This window comes from Mycobacterium sp. (assembly GCF_002863225.1).
In the GTDB taxonomy this organism is placed as follows: Bacteria; Actinomycetota; Actinomycetes; order Mycobacteriales; family Mycobacteriaceae; genus Mycobacterium.
Genome location: NZ_PKEK01000007.1, coordinates 23,237 through 39,506 on the forward strand (window position 1 = coordinate 23,237; position 16,270 = coordinate 39,506).

15 protein-coding genes and 2 pseudogenes are annotated in these 16,270 nt (G+C 65.1%); 7 read left to right on the top strand and 10 right to left on the bottom strand.

What is annotated here, in order from left to right:
• Positions 1–30 precede the first annotated feature (30 nt).
• Positions 31–867, bottom strand: coding sequence for a uracil-DNA glycosylase (locus CYU59_RS01060; protein ID WP_292974902.1), 837 nt, complete (start codon positions 865–867; stop codon positions 31–33).
• Positions 868–915: 48 nt separating this feature from the next.
• Between CYU59_RS01060 and CYU59_RS01065 the strand changes: the two genes are divergently transcribed.
• A complete protein-coding gene (locus CYU59_RS01065) occupies positions 916–2,283 on the top strand; it encodes an FAD-linked oxidase C-terminal domain-containing protein (RefSeq protein ID WP_292974904.1) in 1,368 nt (455 codons plus the stop codon).
• On the opposite strand, the gene CYU59_RS01070 is transcribed toward CYU59_RS01065, so the two are convergent.
• The 4 genes from CYU59_RS01070 to CYU59_RS01085 all read right to left on the bottom strand — a co-directional run bounded on the left by CYU59_RS01070 (position 2,280) and on the right by CYU59_RS01085 (position 5,761).
• Entirely contained in the window at positions 2,280–2,837 is a 558-nt protein-coding gene (locus CYU59_RS01070; protein WP_292974906.1) for a hypothetical protein, read from the bottom strand. The two genes, CYU59_RS01065 and CYU59_RS01070, sit on opposite strands and share 4 nt — an antisense overlap.
• A 13-nt stretch (positions 2,838–2,850) precedes the next feature.
• A complete protein-coding gene (locus tag CYU59_RS01075; RefSeq protein ID WP_292974908.1) occupies positions 2,851–4,344 on the bottom strand; it encodes a hypothetical protein in 1,494 nt (497 codons plus the stop codon).
• Entirely contained in the window at positions 4,344–4,643 is a 300-nt protein-coding gene (locus tag CYU59_RS01080; RefSeq protein ID WP_292974910.1) for a hypothetical protein, read from the bottom strand. Before CYU59_RS01080 ends, CYU59_RS01075 begins: the two co-directional genes overlap by 1 nt.
• A 68-nt stretch (positions 4,644–4,711) precedes the next feature.
• Positions 4,712–5,761, bottom strand: a complete 1,050-nt coding sequence (locus CYU59_RS01085) for a hypothetical protein (RefSeq protein WP_292974912.1) — start codon at positions 5,759–5,761, stop codon at positions 4,712–4,714.
• A 350-nt stretch (positions 5,762–6,111) separates the two neighbouring features.
• Here CYU59_RS01085 and CYU59_RS01090 point away from each other — a divergent pair, with 350 nt between their 5' ends.
• Entirely contained in the window at positions 6,112–7,845 is a 1,734-nt protein-coding gene (locus tag CYU59_RS01090) for an NAD-binding protein (protein ID WP_292974914.1), read from the top strand.
• Positions 7,846–7,867: 22 nt separating this feature from the next.
• Here CYU59_RS01090 and CYU59_RS01095 read toward each other — a convergent pair whose 3' ends face one another.
• The gene (locus CYU59_RS01095) at positions 7,868–8,374 is read right to left on the bottom strand and encodes a J domain-containing protein (protein WP_292974917.1); all 507 of its coding nucleotides are present in this window, start codon (positions 8,372–8,374) and stop codon (positions 7,868–7,870) included.
• Between the two features lie 269 nt (positions 8,375–8,643).
• On the opposite strand from CYU59_RS01095, the gene CYU59_RS01100 reads away from it, so the two are divergent.
• Positions 8,644–8,886: a hypothetical protein gene (locus CYU59_RS01100; RefSeq protein ID WP_292974919.1), complete on the top strand. Its 243-nt coding sequence runs from the start codon at positions 8,644–8,646 to the stop codon at positions 8,884–8,886.
• Between the two features lie 23 nt (positions 8,887–8,909).
• Here the strand turns inward: CYU59_RS01100 and CYU59_RS01105 are convergent, their stop codons facing one another.
• Complete coding sequence (locus tag CYU59_RS01105; protein ID WP_292974921.1) at positions 8,910–9,671, bottom strand: YoaK family protein; 762 nt, start codon at positions 9,669–9,671, stop codon at positions 8,910–8,912.
• A gap of 458 nt (positions 9,672–10,129) precedes the next feature.
• Here CYU59_RS01105 and CYU59_RS01110 point away from each other — a divergent pair, with 458 nt between their 5' ends.
• The 3 genes and pseudogenes from CYU59_RS01110 (at position 10,130) to CYU59_RS01120 (ending at position 12,287) form a co-directional block, all read left to right on the top strand.
• Positions 10,130–10,285 carry a hypothetical protein gene (locus CYU59_RS01110; RefSeq protein WP_292974923.1) on the top strand — a complete coding sequence of 52 codons (156 nt, stop codon included), beginning with the start codon at positions 10,130–10,132 and terminating at the stop codon, positions 10,283–10,285.
• Between the two features lie 653 nt (positions 10,286–10,938).
• A pseudogene (locus CYU59_RS01115) lies at positions 10,939–11,577 on the top strand (Crp/Fnr family transcriptional regulator); the annotation flags it as partial.
• 164 nt (positions 11,578–11,741) lie between these two features.
• Positions 11,742–12,287 carry a sigma factor gene (locus CYU59_RS01120; protein WP_292974925.1) on the top strand — a complete coding sequence of 182 codons (546 nt, stop codon included), beginning with the start codon at positions 11,742–11,744 and terminating at the stop codon, positions 12,285–12,287.
• A 100-nt stretch (positions 12,288–12,387) separates the two neighbouring features.
• On the opposite strand, the pseudogene CYU59_RS01125 reads toward CYU59_RS01120, so the two are convergent.
• Positions 12,388–12,670, bottom strand: a pseudogene (locus CYU59_RS01125) (GlsB/YeaQ/YmgE family stress response membrane protein).
• Complete coding sequence (locus CYU59_RS01130) at positions 12,667–13,320, bottom strand: STAS domain-containing protein (protein WP_292974927.1); 654 nt, start codon at positions 13,318–13,320, stop codon at positions 12,667–12,669. Before CYU59_RS01130 ends, CYU59_RS01125 begins: the two are co-directional and overlap by 4 nt.
• 359 nt (positions 13,321–13,679) lie before the next feature.
• On the opposite strand from CYU59_RS01130, the gene CYU59_RS01135 reads away from it, so the two are divergent.
• Positions 13,680–14,702 carry an NAD(P)H-binding protein gene (locus CYU59_RS01135; RefSeq protein WP_292974929.1) on the top strand — a complete coding sequence of 341 codons (1,023 nt, stop codon included), beginning with the start codon at positions 13,680–13,682 and terminating at the stop codon, positions 14,700–14,702.
• A 20-nt stretch (positions 14,703–14,722) separates the two neighbouring features.
• Here the strand turns inward: CYU59_RS01135 and CYU59_RS01140 are convergent, their stop codons facing one another.
• Entirely contained in the window at positions 14,723–15,805 is a 1,083-nt protein-coding gene (locus CYU59_RS01140) for a GGDEF domain-containing protein (protein WP_292974931.1), read from the bottom strand.
• Positions 15,806–16,270 lie beyond the last annotated feature (465 nt).

A 16,270-nucleotide genomic window follows, 5' to 3' on the forward strand; every position in this document is an offset into this window, starting at 1 on the left:
CTCTGTTGGCCGTTCGTTCCCGCGCGCACGTCATCGCAGGCCTGCCATGTTCTTCGCCGCGGCGAATATCTCGTCGAGCATCGCGGGGGTCAGTTTGCCGGTGAAGGTGTTCTGCTGGCTGGGGTGGTAGCAGCCCAGCAGGACCACCTCGCCGTGCGAGGCTCGCAGCGTCGCGGTGGCGGCGTGACCGAACTTCGGTTGCGGCCGGGGCACCTGGCCACCGGCGGCGCGAATCATGTCCAGCGCGGACCGCCAGCCGAATCCGCCGAGCGCCACGATCACCCGGGTGTCGCCGCCGACGAGTCGCCATTCGGCATCGAGCCACGGCGCGCACGCTGAGCGTTCGGCTGGGGTAGGTGCATTCGCCGGCGGCGCGCACCGCACCGCGGCCACCACCCGAATGTCGTTGAGCCGCAAGCCGTCCGCGGCATCGACGGCTATCGACGAGTTGGCCAGACCCGCCCGGTGCAGTGCGGCGTACAAGAAGTCGCCGGAACGGTCACCGGTGAACACCCGGCCGGTGCGGTTGGCGCCGTTGGCCGCCGGGGCCAAGCCCACGACGACGATCCGCGGCCGCGTGTCGCCCCAGCCCGGGACCGGCCGGCCCCAGTAGGGCTGGTCGGCGAATGACTTCCGTTTGGTCAGCGCGGACTCCTCGCGCCACTCCACCAGCCGGGGGCAGGCCCGGCACACCGTGATCTCGGCGTCGAGTTGCTCGAGCGAATGGGCGTCCCCGGCCAGCTCAGCCACCTGCGCCGGGGTCGCCGCGATCGGGGTGGCAGCGGTGGCGAGATCGCCCGGCCATCCGCTACCCGGCGGCACCGGCGAGACGAACAGCGCGCCGGTGCGGGGGTGGGCGAGGTTCACGGGTCCACTGTGCACGAGCGTCGCCGCGGGTGTCCGTAGGATCGGCCCATGGCCGCTGATGCGCTGGCCGGCCTGATCGCCGAGCTACCTGAGGGAATGGTCGTCACCGACCCCGCGATCACCGAGGGCTACCGACAGGACCGCGCCCTGGACCCGACCGCGGGGAAGCCGCTGGCGGTGGTGCGGGTGTTGCGCACCGAAGAAGTGCAGAGCGTGCTGCGCTGGGCTACCGCCCACCAGGTTCCGGTGGTCACCCGCGGGATGGGCACCGGTCTGTCCGGTGGCGCCACCGCGGTCGACGGCGGCATCGTCTTGTCGACGGAGAAGATGCGCGACATCGTGGTCGACCCGGTGACCCGTACCGCGGTCTGTCAGCCTGGCTTGCTCAACGCCGAGGTCAAGAAGACTGTCGCCGAGTACGGCCTGTGGTACCCGCCGGACCCGTCCTCGTGGGAGATCTGCAGTATCGGCGGCAACATCGCCACCAACGCCGGCGGGTTGTGCTGCGTCAAGTACGGCGTGACCACCGACTACGTGCTCGGTGTGCAGGTGGTGCTGGCCGACGGAACCGCCGTGCGGCTCGGTGGCCCGCGCTTGAAAGACGTTGCCGGACTGAGCTTGACCAAGCTGTTCGTCGGCAGCGAAGGTGCACTGGGCGTGATCACCGAGGTGACCCTGCGACTGGTGCCGGCCCAGCAGCCGTTGTCGACGGTGGTGGCTTATTTCGCGTCGGTCGAAGCCGCCGCGAACGCCGTGCTCGGGGTCACGTCGCGGTTGCGCCCGGCGATGCTGGAATTCATGGACTCGGCCAGCATCAACGCCGTCGAGGACAAACTGCGGATGGGCCTGGACCGCAACGCCGCCGCGATGTTGGTCGCCGCATCCGACGAACGCGGTAGCGCGGGCAGCGACGACGCCGAAGTCATGGCCGCAACATTCACCGAATACGGTGCGACGGAAGTGTTTTCGACCGATGACCCCGACGAGAGCGAGGCGTTCATCGCGGCTCGGCGATTCGCCATCCCGGCTGTCGAGGACAAGGGACCGTTGCTGCTCGAGGACGTCGGCGTGCCGGTGCCCGCCCTGGCCGATCTGGTCGGCGGGATCGCCCGCATCGCCGAGCAGCGCGACCTGCTGATTGCGGTGATCGCGCACGCCGGCGACGGCAACACCCATCCGCTGATCGTCTACGACCCAGACGATGTGGCACAGAGTGAGCGGGCCCAGTTGGCCTACGGCGAGATCATCGAACTCGCTCTTGACCTCGGCGGCACGATCACCGGCGAACACGGCGTCGGCCGGCTCAAGCGTCCCTGGCTGGGCGACTACCTGGGCCCCGAGGCCATGGCGCTGAACCGCCGCATCAAGGACGCGCTGGATCCGCTGGGGCTGTTGAATCCCGGTGCCGGCGTCTAGAACGTGACGTTGCCCGACGGTTTGAGCGCGAAGCCGTGTTGTCCGAGGCTGGTGTCCAGGCAGGCGACCAGACCGTCGCCGCCCACGGCGCAGGTCACATTCTGGTACGTCAGTTTCTGCCCGACGCCAAGCGGTGTGCCGGCGTTGTACGAGCCGACGGGGCAGCCGCTGAGTTGGCGTTCGACCCGAAATCCCGCTGCGCCCAACGAGTTGACGACGCCGGTCGCACACGATTCGGTGATCGACGGGCCTGATGCCACACCCGGAATGTCACCTTCGCAGTGAATGGCTTGGGACTTGCCCGCCGGCAGCGGATCTTCGGTGGCGGTGAACCCGCACTGGATGTTGTAGGGGGTTGAGAAGGCTACGAAGCGTCTCGGGCCCTTGGGTCCGGTCGCGATGTAGCCGTCGACCGCCACCGGCCCGAAGCTGTCGAGGTCGGGGAAACCGGGCGGTAGGGCGGCAGCGCGCTGCCCACAGCCCAACAAGCTCAGTGCCGCGCCAACGACGGCGGCGGTCAACATACGCGTCGGGCTCACTGCGGCGGTGTTCATCGCGTCCTCCTGGTCAAGGGTTGATGTCGAATGTCGAGGTGTAAGTGCGGGGATGGTAGGGCACCGCCGGGGCACCCTCTCCAGTCGGCCAACCTTCCGGGGCCGGCCAGGTGCTCGTCCGAAGGGTGACTTGTTCCTGCCCGTTGGGAAGGACGTCGATCTTGGTGATAGTCGGCCCGTAGGGCACGCCGGGTTGCATGCCCGGACCGCTGGGAATCGTTGCAGGAGTAAGAGATTGAGGCGCTGCGCCGAGCAGGCCGTCCGGGGTGGCGGCGGTCAGGCCGACCACCGGCTGCCCGTTGCTGGCGCTGGCCAGCAGGAAGCCGCCCTGAGGCAGCGCAACTATCTGGTTTTCCCGGTCGCCGGCACCGACATTGGTGAAGGTGCCGGTCTGGTGCATGTTGTTCATCCACGCGTTCGGCGCGTCGCCAGGCCTGATCGGGTCGGACTGCCACAGCGCGCGTTGACCGTCGGCCCCGATGTTGCCGACGATCACCATCCGGTTGGTCCTCGGGTCATAGGCACCGCTGGCTTGCGAAATGCCAACCAGCTGGCCGGAATTCAGCAGCGCGCCCTGCAAAGGTCCGAGATCGTGGGTCGGGTCGGCCAGGTTCTGTACGTGCGACTCCGGTGCGATGAAGTCGCTCGGCGCGGTTCCGGGACCATACGGCTTGACGCTGTAGAACGCATATTGCTGACCGTCGGGCCCGACCGCGGTGCCGGTGGGCAGCGGGCGCTGACCCTCGGGAACGGGAAATGGGTTGTCGCCGTTCCACTGTGTTCCCGGTATGTGCAACTGAGGGTGGCCGGTCTCCGGGTCACCGGTGATCAGGATGCCCGTCCCCGGGATCGTCACACCCAGGTCGTAGGGCGAGCCGTCCTGGCTCTCCTGAGTGGGGTCGGATCCGGGTCCGGCGATCGTGGGATCGTGCTCGCCGGGACCGTCGCCCGGCCCGCCGGTGCCCGGGCTTTCCTTGAAATCCAGCATCCCCCAGCCGGCCGACATCGCGCGCAGTTCGCCGTTGATTCGGTGTTCGTTGCCGACCAGCATCGTCACGCGGTGACCGATCAGCCCGGCGTGCGCCTCGGCTTGCTCGAGGCGCTCCTCGTACTCCTCCTCGGTTTCGGCCTCGTAGGTGTCGCGGACCGTGTAATCCTCACCGACCTCGAAGCCGTCGTCTTCGGCGTCGTGAACCGCATCCAGTGCGCTGCGGGTCCCGGCTTCCAGTTCGCCTTGCCAGCGCTGCGTCGAGCCGGCCACGTCTTCCCAACTCCACGTGAAGGGTCGCACCCGCGACACATCGGACCCCGCAGCCGCGATGGCCGCGTCGGCCGCTCTGCCTTCCCACTCACCGCCACCTGGGTGCTGTACATCCTTGGCCAACTGATCCACGGCCCCCTGCACCTTCGGTGAAATCCGTTGCAGGTAGCCGGCCAATTGGCCGAAATAGGAGTAGTCGGACGCCCGCAGCTGCGAAAGCGTAGGAAACCCGGTGGTCGCGGCCATCAGCGCCCGACCCGGCGCATGCGTTCGGCGCTGCGGGCTTCGTGGTTCGTGATCGCCGTGCCGGCGGCGTTGAACCACGCCGCCCGTTTCCCGATGTGCGCCGCGACCGCCGATACGTCTTTGCCCGCGCGCTCGGCAAGCACCCGCGCCGTCTTCGCACTCGACTGCCAACCCGATACCGATATCGACGGCGGCCCGGCATCCGCGGCCAGCTCGCCGCTGACCTTCTCGCACGTCCGGGCGAGCTGATGCAGCCCATTAGCCAGCACCTTTACGCGGAAACCGGGCGTCTGCGCCATGGGCAAATTTTAGGCGAACGGGCACGAGTCCGATTACGGAAACTTGGGGCCGTGCCGCGGTAGCTGGGTCAGCGGTGCGGAAAGCACACCGCGAACACGGCGTTGTCTTCGTCGATCAGCATGCGCATCGTCGCGCCGAAGGCCGTCTGCTGGGCGTGCAGGTCGTAGCCCGGCGGCGGCCTGACCAATGCGTCGCGGGACTGCGCGAACTGGGTGGCCGCCTGATCGGCCAGCTCGGCGATGTGGCGCAGGCGCGGCGCCAGGCGCGGATCCGTCACGTGGTCGGCGTCGGTGCGCAAATGCTGCGCCCAGCGGCGATAGGTCTCCAGGTCCGGCTGACCGCGCGTCATGTTCTGCGGGTCCGTCAGCTGCCGTTGGTCGTAGATCAGGTTGGCCGCGTCGGCCACGTAGTAACAGTCGGGGTCGGAGCGGACCACGAAATAGACCAGCGTCATGAATGCGGCCACTGCGATCAGCGCCACCGCCGCCGCGAGCCGATGTCGCGAAGGCGGCAATCCGGCAACCGCGTCGTCCTCTCCTGTCGAGGACGGCTCGGGGCCCGTCGCGGCACGCAGCGCTCCCAGATTCTGGAAGGTACGCCGCCGCCGGCGCTCCCGCAGCACCGACAGCACCGCCCACCAGATCCCCACCGCGATCAGCACCGCGCCGAATCGAAGCGGCAACCGGAAAAGCCCGAAAACCCCGTACAAGATCGCCACCACGGGTCCAAGCCACTGAATGGCGCGCTGCGTGCGAGACGTGTCGGCCTGGTAGGCCCGCACCACGGCGCCGTAGCGGATCGCCGCGGCGAGCACGTCGGCGTCGGCGGGCACCTCGCCGGTACGCAACGCAGCCAGCGCCGCCAACCGATCAGCCTGCGTACCGCCACCCAGCGCGTCCAGACCGCGTTGGCGCACGGGCCGCTGGAGATAGAGAGTGGCCCCAGACACTATGGCGCACAGGGCAACCACCGCGAGCACACTCAGCGGCCAGCCGACCCGCGCAATGAACATCGGATAGAGCACCACCACCATTGCCCCGATGAACACGACGAACGTCGCCACCTGGACGAGGCCCTGCACCCACAACGGAGACAGCCAGAGCCGGTCGCGGATCATGCGCTGGCCGGTGCTCTCATCGCAATGATCTTAGTGATGCCCACGCCGAGATGTTTACCCGTCGAGGAGCACGGCTCCTGGCACTGTCCAATGTGGTGGACACCCTGAGGCCGTCGACTCCATAAGCTTTGTCACACATCAATATTCCGTAAAGACTGTTGCGACCAGCACGTCGTGGCGTGCTTTGCTGTGACATCTCCCCTTGGCTTGCGTGGGGGTCTGACTACCGACCGACGTAAGTCATAGCGACGCCGAACAACGCCTCGGGCAACCCCCGGAGTGTTGTTGTGGCGCGCCATCGACGTGCCGCGACCGCGGCGAGTCGACCACGATGCAAATGGAAGTGCTCGATGAACGAGATCATTGTCAGCGGAAGTGATGCTTTGGCAACAACTATCGTCGTGGAACTCAAGAGCGCAGGCGCACAGGTCGTCGCGTTGGACGACACCGACGCCGGACAAATGGAGATCGGGCTAGAGCAGGCCGGCATCGCTGATGCCGCAGCCGTGGTCTGCGCCGGTGAGGACGACGCGGTCAATCTCGAAATCGCCCTATTGGCAAGAAAACTCAACGCAAACGTTCGTGTCGTGGCACGCCTGGCCAACGACGTCCTGCGCGAGGCGATCAGCGCCGACAACGGCCCGGGCGCGATATTGAATGTCGCGGAGCTCACCGCGCCGTCCGTCGTCAAAGCGTGCCTGTCCGACGCCACTCACTCGTTCACCGTGGCAGGGGTCAACTTCGTGGTCGCTGGTAGCGAGGCACCCCGCGACACGACCCTGCACCAGCTATACGGCGAACTCACGCCGGTCGCGTTGCTCCACGGGGAGCGCTCGCCGAGCCCCGGTGTCATGGAGGTGCGCCCGCCTAGAGATCAGCGGTTGCACGCCGGAGACTGGACAGCCGTCATCGGCACTGCCGACGAGGTTGCCGCCTTCGGCATCAAGGTGTCACCCGAAAATCTGACGCGGGCCCCTCGACGACCGCTGCATAGAGCCGCCGACGGGATCAGGGCACTGCTCGACGAGTTCAATCCGGCGTTCTACCCGGTACTGGGCGCGGTGGTGCTGTTGATCATCGGATCTACCGTCGTGCTGCGATTCGGCCACAGTGACCCCCCGATGGGGTGGGTTGACGCACTGTATTTCACGGTCGAGACGATCAGCACGACCGGCTACGGCGACTTCGCCTTCGTCAACCAGCCGACATGGTTGCGCTTGTTCGCGATCATGCTGATGTTCGGCGGTGCGACCACCGTCGCGCTGCTGGTCGCCTTCGTGGCGGACGTCCTGCTTTCGCGACGCTTCAGCTTCACGGCCGCCGGACCCGGAATACGGCACCTGAATCAGCACGTCGTTGTCGCCGGGCTGAGCGCCCTGGGTGTCCGGGTGGTGAGCGATCTGACGACCGCGGGCTACGACGTTGCCGTCATCGAGCGCGACGAGGACAACGCGTTACTGCCCGTCGCTCGCGCTCTGGACATTCCGGTGATCTTCGGCGATGCCACGCAAGCGCAGACTCTCAAGGCCGCCCGGGTAGACCGTGCCCGCGCACTTGCGGTGCTGACCCGCAACGACATGATCAACATCGAGACGGGGATAGTTGCCGCGCAGATCCTCGGCCGCCGCCTTGGACCGATGTACCGCAAGCCGCGAGTTCCACTGGTGCTGAGGGTGTTTGACAGATCGCTCGGGTTCGCGCTGGCACAACGATTCGGCTTCGTCAACACCCGTTCCACTGTCGAGCTCGCCGCACCGTGGTTCATCGGCGCCGCGATGGGGCTGCAGGTAGCCGGCACGTTCTCGGTCGGTCAACGCTCCTTCGTCGTCGGCGGAATGCGGGTGGCCCCGGGAAGCGAACTCGACGGGGCGCCCTTGTCGGCGCTGTCGTCGCAGACCCAGGTCCTGGCGAGGTCTCGGACCGGCGAACCGGTCGTGGTGCACCCCCGACGGGACAGCCGACTCACCGCCGGAGACCTCGTCCACCTCGTCGGCCCTTACCGAGAGCTGTTGAGCACCTTGCAGAAAGGCACGTCGCCCATCGCGATCAACGGCCGCGGGTTGCTGCCGGAGCGGCAGCCGTGACCCGAGCCGGCAAAATTCGTTCTTACGAGAATTCCCGAAGCAGCGTCTCGTAAGCCGCATTGCCACGTGCGAAAGTCACCGCGTCTCCGCCTTGGTCGGGATGATGACGAGATGCGTAGGCGCGCCAGCGTCGGCGAAGCTCGGCCCGCGAGTAGGGCTCGGTCAGTCCGAGGACGAGACGCGGATCGTCAGGAGGGGCCGGCAAGGCTTTGACCGACCCGCTGCCACCGGTTGACGCTCCGGCGTTACGGCTTGAGGCAGACCCCCCGACTTTGTGTTTGTGCGGGACCTTCTTCGCGGCAGCCTTCTTCGGGGCGGCCTGCTTGGCGGCAGCCTTCTTCGGGGCGGCCTTCTTGACCGGGGCCTTCTTCGCGGCAACCTTCTTGGCAGGAGCCTTCTTCGCGGCAGCCTTCTTGGCAGGAGCCTTCTTCGCCGGAGCCTTTTTGGCGGCAGCTTTTTTCGCCGGAGCCTTCTTCGCGGCAACCCTCTTGGCGGGCGAGGAGTTCTTGAGGCTCGAGAGCTCTCCCATGTGGTCCGGCCTTCCGTCATCGGCAAAGCTCAAGTGTGCGAACAGAACAGCTCCGCTGCGGTCGGTGGCCAATGAACTCATCAGAAATGCGGTCAAGGAATGCGCTGCGTAGGTGCCGGTGCCAATGGTACTGATCGGAGTCAGCCGCTGAATTCTGTCAATGTCGGTACGCCGCGTAATCTGCCGACTCGGCCCAACAAGTCCGCTGCCAGGAGTTTGGTAGGTGTCGCTGCTGGCACTGGCCTCAACCCTGGCGCACACTGGCACTCATGCGGATGGCCGATGCTGACAATCTCATCGCGATCGTCTGCTTCAATGCCGCCCAGTCCGCCGGCGAACCCGTTACCAAGAAGCTCGCACGACGGGTGATCGACGATCTGCTGACCCACCGAAGCGAGTGCGACTGCGGGCACTGCGAGGCGGCGGCGATCGCGCGGATCGGCGACGTATGCATCATCGCGGCAAGCTGGCAACGAGTTGTGGCGGCGGTACCACGTCGCGCGGCGCGCTGATACCTCTGTTTGGTCGCCGGGAGCTATGCCTTTACAGGTTCCCGGCGTGCGCCGAGGCCGACAACACTGCGACCGACCTCAACCCATAGAACGCTGGCGGCGGCCAAGGCGACGCAAAACATCGCTGGAGCGATCAATGCGTACCCGCCCCAGCGAGATCCAGCTACCAGTCCTGCCGCACCGCCGATCAAAAACAGCAGTAGCGTGAGTGCCAATGTCGAGGCCTTCCACGGATCGATCTTTCGTATCCGGCTGCGTCCGATCATCAGGCCCAGATCCGTGACAGTTCCAGTGAAATGGGTGGTGCGTACCGCCATTTCACGGAAGCTGGATGTAAGGCCGTTCTGCAGCCCGAGCGCCGAGGCGGCGAACAGTGCCTGAACCGCTTGAGTTTCGACACTGGTGCCTTCGAGTATGTCCCGGACGAATGTGTCCTCAACTGCGGCCGTCGCCATGAGCAGCAAGACAGCTTCGCCCACCAACACGGCCGCAGGCCGGATTCCCGCCATGATGGGCTCGGCGGGCAGAACCACGCCGGCCGTCAGGGCTCCCATGAAAAAACCGGTCAGCACGGCCAACAGCACGTGCCCTTCGTAAAGCCAGGGATTGGCGGTCTTCATCCCGAGCTGGGTGGTGACCGCGGTTAGATTGCCGACCGGCAGCGCGAATATGAGCAATGCGACGGCATTTACCCATCCCGCGGTCAGCGCCAGCACTGTGCTCGCGCCGAGAACGATCCCGCGGGCCGGCTCCCGCCGATCGGTACTGTCGTTAATCGGTTGCATGCGTGTCAGTTTCGCCTTCAGTGAGTAGTCCTGAGCCTAATGACCGCGGTGCTGGACGGCACGGCGGATTTCGCGTTGCTCGGCCGGTCGGCGGCCTCGCCGCTGCACTGACGACGGGCACCATCCCTGCTCAACCGGCTGATTGCGCGTCGCCCGGCACGACATATGCATTTTCGATGAGTGCGAAAGATCGGTTCGGCTTCCAGGCTGAGCGACCGGTTCACTCGAGCGATACGGCGGTGACATTTACCCCGTTGCTCCTGCGATCGGCGAGAGCGGCCGCTCCGTAGAATCCGCCGAGCCGGTGGGCAGGATCCCGTGCTGTGTTTGTGCGGAAGACCGGTGGCTTGATCCAACGAGCCGGGCCAAGCTCCTGAGCAATCTTGACCGCGACCACGGCGAAGTTTTACTTTCACATTCGATGTTACTCGAGAGTAAGACGCTGGAGGATAGGTCTCATGCCGAGTGATCAGGTGGCCATCACCATGCTCAGTGATTTCCGGCCCAAGGATGGATTGGTCACCTTGACGCAGGGCACTGAACTGTCCGTGGACAGCACGACCGCAGCCGGGCTCGTCCTGTACGGAGTTGCTGCCCGGCGCTCTACCCGCTAAATAGCCTGCGCACGGCGTCGAGTTGAAGGGCGCCGCCCCCAGCGCCTTCGTCACACCGGGCAACTCGCCACTGGCCGAGCCACTTTCGCGGCGGCGGCGGAATGCGGCGCCGCCGAGGGTTCTGGGCCGGCCCTCGTCGCAGCATCCACTTCAGCACCCGGACCGTCGGCCAGATGACGTTGCCGACTGCGCAGCCGCCACGCCGCAGGCTCGGCCCGGTGGCAACTGAGACTTTCCCCAGTTGCAATTCAGTCGTGGAGGCCGATTAGACCGCTTGCAACGGAGAGGCCCGAAGAGCGCGAAAGCAGTCAAGCCAGCGTTTGACAGGACTGCGATATCCGGGTTATGTGAGAAGTGCTGAAATACGCAGCCGGCTTGGGGCCGGTGCCGCCGCCCATGGGTCCGCGGCATCGCAATGGCATCGTCATCCGCCCAGACGACACTCGGATTCGTCGGCCTGGAAGTCCCCCAATGCCACCTCGCCACATCGTCCATCGTGAATCTGCGTACTTCGCGGCGTTGGCGCCCGAACAGCGCACCAACGTTTCTCGCGCCACTACGAACGCCGCCCGTTGGTCGTTATGACCGCCGAATACGCAGCGGCACAACTTGATACAGTCCATCGGCAGTTGCCCACTGCAGCGACAGCGGCAGTGGCCAGGGCCGCAATTTTTCAGACCGTCGAACCCACCGCGGTCGCCGCGCTGATGACACACCTTCAGTCCAGGCTCTATGCGCGCCGACATCAGATCTACACCGAGGGCGAAGCCGGCGACACCCTGTACATCGTCACCTCCGGCAAGGTGAAACTCGGTAAGCGCTCCCCCGATGGTCGCAGTCACCTCTTGGCGGTGGTGGGGCCATCAGAAATGTTCGGAGAACTCTCGATCTTCGACCCCGGCCCGCGTACCGCGACCGCAACCGCGCTCACCGACGTCGCCGCGGTCACGGTAGAGCGCGACGTGTTTCGGGCATGGGTCGCCGATCGTCCCGAGATCGCCGAACGTCTACTGCGGGTACTGGCCCGGCGATTGCGCCGCACTGACAACGACCTGTCCGATCTCATCTTCACCGACGTCGGGGCTCGGGTCGCCAAACACCTGCTACGGCTGGCTCAACGGTTCGCCGTGCAGGAAGACGGCGCGATGCGTCTGACCCACAACATGACTCAAGAGGAAATCGCGCAGCTCATCGGAACGTCCCGCGAGTCGATCAACAAGGCGCTGGCCGACTTCACCCAACAGGGCTGGATTCGAGTGCACGGTCACAGCATTTTGATCACCGATTCCCAAGCGCTCGTAAGATGCGCCCACGCAGGTTCACCGGGCCCTGACAGTCCCGCCCACACCAACGGTGACGGTGGCCGCGCTGAAGCCGAAGCGGCACCGCGATGAACCGTCGACGGCCACGCCGCCGCCTTCAGTGGCTGGCGCCCCGGGAGCCACCGCTGCCGGCAGTGAGCGAACCCGGTTGTGCACCAACCCATGCCGAAGCACTACTCGCCGCACTCGGCACGGGAGACGTCAACGCGTTTGCAGAGCTGTATGACCACACGCGCGCACGCCTGTATGGCGTCGCGCTCAGGGTGCTGCGAGAACCAGCGTCAGCGACCGAGGCAACGCAGGAGGCCTACGCGCAGATCTGGGCCACCGCTGGTTCTTTCGATCCCGCTGAATGTTCTGCCGAGGCGTGGTTGACGACGCTGATTCATCATGTTTCCGTGGAATGGGTCCGCGCCGAACCATGCCGCGCAGCCCGGATATTGGGTTGTAGCAACGGCAACCGCGTCGGTGGCTGCCAGTACGTCCTCGACGGGGTACGCCACCACATGGTGAGCGCGGAGAGCGACGCACTGAACGACTGGCAGCGCGAAACGATCGCACTGGCCTACTACGGTGCGATGACCCGTCAGCAGGTTGCCGAGTTCCTTGATGTGCCGTTGTCGACCGTGACATCACGTATCCGGACCGGATTGACTCGACTGGCGCAATCGTCGGACTGATCGGCCGGGGCATGACCGCGCTCTTGTACGCTCAGCCCCGTCTGGAACACGTTGTTGTTCAACTCATCACGCGGTCACGGCATGACATGCCGTCAAGCGTCTAGCGGAGTCGTGCGGTTCCAGCGCGGCGGCCGGTGACACCGACGTAGATCGCGATCAGAATGACGGCGACGACGACGCCGACCAGAAACGGGACGACCGCCCAGCCGCCGTCGGCACCGCGGTAGCCGAATTTATATGTCAGCCACGACCCGACGAAGGAGCCCACTACGCCCAGTGCGATGGTCATGACGATGCCGATATTCTGCTTTCCGGGCAGGATGAGCCGAGCCAGCGCCGATGATGAGGCCGACCACGATAGCGGTGAAGATGGTGGTGATCATTGCTGTTCCTTTGTTTGGTGTGCATTGCGGGCGCCTAAGAGGCAAGAGCTACCAAGGGTTTCCGTTACCGATCCGTTGCGACTCAGCAGGGGTTTTCGGGGCCTGGCCTGCATGAGTGTGAGTTGGGCGAAGTACGCCATCGCCCCGGGCACCGAACTGGCGATGGGCAGGGCGTTTCGTCGTTGGCTGTACCTCAGCACTCGCTGGACGACCTCGCCGGCAACCAGCACCCACGGTAGATCGGTCTGACGGCAGGCGTTCTCTGTGCCGGATAGTAACGAAACCGACTGCACCGCAAAGAAGCTCACGCGGCTGAGATCCAAGAGTATCGGATTGCCCAACAACACCGACCGAGCGATGAAGGCACTGACGCCCTCACTGTTGCTGATGTCGATTTCACCGCTGATGGTGACCACCGTGACCGTTCGGCTGACTCGGGCCGACGCCTGGACGTCGTCGTGGTCGATCGCGGGGATTTCACCAGGGCGTACGGGACCGCCTTCGAGCGTGGCGGATCCTTTCTCGATGTTCACGGCCTGAAATCGCGAAGATCGTTGCGACGCAGCAATTTCGAGCCTGTCGCAGCACGCAGTGCTGGTCCAGCGGGGCGGGAATTGCAGGAAGACGGCGTTGACATGCGCAGGGGCCATTCGATGTCACGAGAACCAGGTCAGAATCTGGGCGGTGTCGGAAAGCAATCTGTGCCGCGTACCAAGATGTGGGTGACGGCACCGACCCCAGGCCGGCTGCATGTTCAACTGCCTCAAGGAAACGCTCCTACCGGCCGGTTGTCAAACGCTGGCACGAGGTCGGTGGACACGGGTATCGGGTCGCGTCCTGAGGCGCCGCGTTCGGGCGACAACGCGGCAGTGTGTCGTCGACGACCCGATGCCGAAACGATGCAGCTGCACGCTCGCCGCGTGAAATGGCGGGCGTCGGGTACTTACCCAGTGTTTCCAGTCCACGCTCAGGTAGGGCGTAGCTCACGCGAGGCGGAGAGGAGTCGTTCGTGGAAGATGGCCAGCTGAACTGTTTGGTGACTGGGTCGACGGGTTATGTGGGCGGTCGGCTTGTCCCGCGGCTCCTTGCGGCCGGTCACCGGGTGCGGGCGATGGCGCGCAATCGAGCCCAGGTGAACAAGATGCCGTGGGCTGACGACGCCGAGGTCGTCGAGGCCGACCTGACCGATCCCGACTCCCTTGCAACCGCGTTCGCAGGCATCGACGTCGTGTATTACCTGGTGCACTCGATGGGCAGCTCACCGAATTTCAGCAGCGCCGAATCCGAGTCCGCGACTCATACCGTCGCCGCAGCCCGCGAAGCCGGCGTCAGCCGACTGGTCTACTTGGGTGGCCTGCACCCGCGCACCGGAGAACTCTCCCCGCACCTGCAATCGCGCACCGCCGTCGGCGAAACCCTACTGAGCTCGGGGATCACGACCGTCGTCCTCCAGGCTGGGGTCATCATCGGAGCCGGGTCGGCTTCGTACGAAATGATCCGCCTGCTGACAACCGCCCTTCCCGTGCTTCCGGTGCCGACGTGGACTCGCCACCTGATCCAACCCATCGCCATCGACGACGCCCTCTACTACCTCGTTGCCGCAGCAAACGCCGAGGTGCCAGTCTCGCGTTGCTGGGACATCGGCGGCCCAAATGTTCTGCGCTACAAAGACATGCTCCGAGATTTCGCCGAGGAAGCGGGGCTGCCCCGCCGCCGCCTCATCACTCTTCCGTTGATCAGTCCAGCGCTCAGCACCTGGGGCATTGCATTTCTCACACCCATGTCGGCCGACTTGGTGCGTCCGCTCGTGGAGTCGCTTCGACACGACGCCGTCATGAAAGACCGTGACATCGACACTGTCATCGCGCCGCCACCTGGCGCACTTCGCACTTACCGCAACTCGATTCAACAAGCCCTACGCCCCCCGGTCACGACCTACGACCTCCACAACCCCCCGTCCGCAGCGGTGCCACTCGACACCGACCCGGACTGGTCACACCACGGTCGCCAAACGCGTTCAGCGACAACCTGATTCGCATCGCGGCAGTCCCGTCACCGCAGGGCCTGACAGAGAATGTGGTGAGTCTGGTTGCCGCCGTGGCGTTTTGCGACGTACATGGCGGCATCGGCGGTGCTGATGAGCATATCGAGGCTGTCGTGAGTGCCGCGCCCAGTCGATGCGACCGTGGTGCTGCCAATGCTGGCAGTGACGGCGAGCGGTAGCTCGGCGATGGCGCGGCACAGCTCGGGGGCAATCTCAGGCACGCCGGGGTCGGTGCTGGAATAGGCGATCAGGAACTCTTCACCACCTGCCCGGCAGATCGCGGCGTGAGCTGGGCACGTCTGGCGCAGCAGGCGTGCCACCGCCAACAGCAGCTCATCGCCGTGGGGATGACCGTACGTGTCATTGACCGCTTTGAAGTTGTCCAAATCAATGAGCAACACCGTCAAATGCGTGTGACCCGCGACAAAAACATCGTTGATTTTCGATTTGAACTGGTGCCGGATACCGCGGCGGTTGAGCAAACCGGTCAAAGGATCGTGCAGAGAGTCAAAGGCGTACACGGTCATCGCCCGCGACAATCCTCGCGCCCCAAGCGGTATAGCCAGATTCACCAGCCACAGCACGGAAAAGCTCGCCGCAGCTGTGGTCACATCAGCCTGATGGCTGAGACGGATGGCGGCTTCAGTGGCAGTTGCACCGCTGAGGACAAAAACCAGAAACATCAACCTGGTGGTGTGGAATACGGCCATGTACCCGCCCGCGATGGTCATGACCGCACACACCAGACACTGCAGCGTCGCGTCGCTTTGAGCCATGCTCCACGCGGTGATGACCACCGCGCCGCCGGTGGACAGCAGGACCGACTGCCGGCGGGTAGGCCACCGTCGCGCAAAAGAGCCCATCGACAGAAAGACAAATCCAGCAGCTACAACACTCGCGACCACACCAGGGGTGCTCGACCTCCCAGAAGTCGCTACCACGATGAATGGCGCAACACCCGCGAAGGCCGCGGTAACCGCAAGCAGAAGCTGGGCTGAGTGCAGTAGTCCTCGCTGAGTCAGCAGCGCCGTCATCGTCTCGAACTGGTCAGGCTGATTCCACCAGCGAGCAAACCAGCCACGAAAAAACATGCATTCCAGACTCGCCAGAAAGTTTCTGAGGTGCGCAGAGGATATACGAGAGGCCCCCCGCCGAGGAGGCTTAATGCTCAGGTTCACCGCTGAGCGTAGTTGGCAAACTCCGTTCTTGGTTGGAGGGATCGGGCAGCGAGTGGTTGGTGCGACGGTGTCTCGCGCCGCTCCCCCCACAATGGGGGTGCGAATCATTGGAAACGTAATCTTCGTCAGGTGGCATTGGACAAGCTCAAGCCGACAGTCACCGTCTGCCGCGGATGCTGCTGCGGCACGGTGAAGAAGCACCCGGCGGTCGACCACCATGTCCAGCTAGCGAACCTGCGGCATCTCATCGAGGGTGTCGCCAATGTGCGAATCAGCGACTGTCTTGGTCCATGCGAGCGTTCCAACGTCGTCGTTGTCTCTCCGTCGAGACGGGGAAGACACGCCGGCGGTCGACCCGTGTGGCTCGGTCACGTCCTT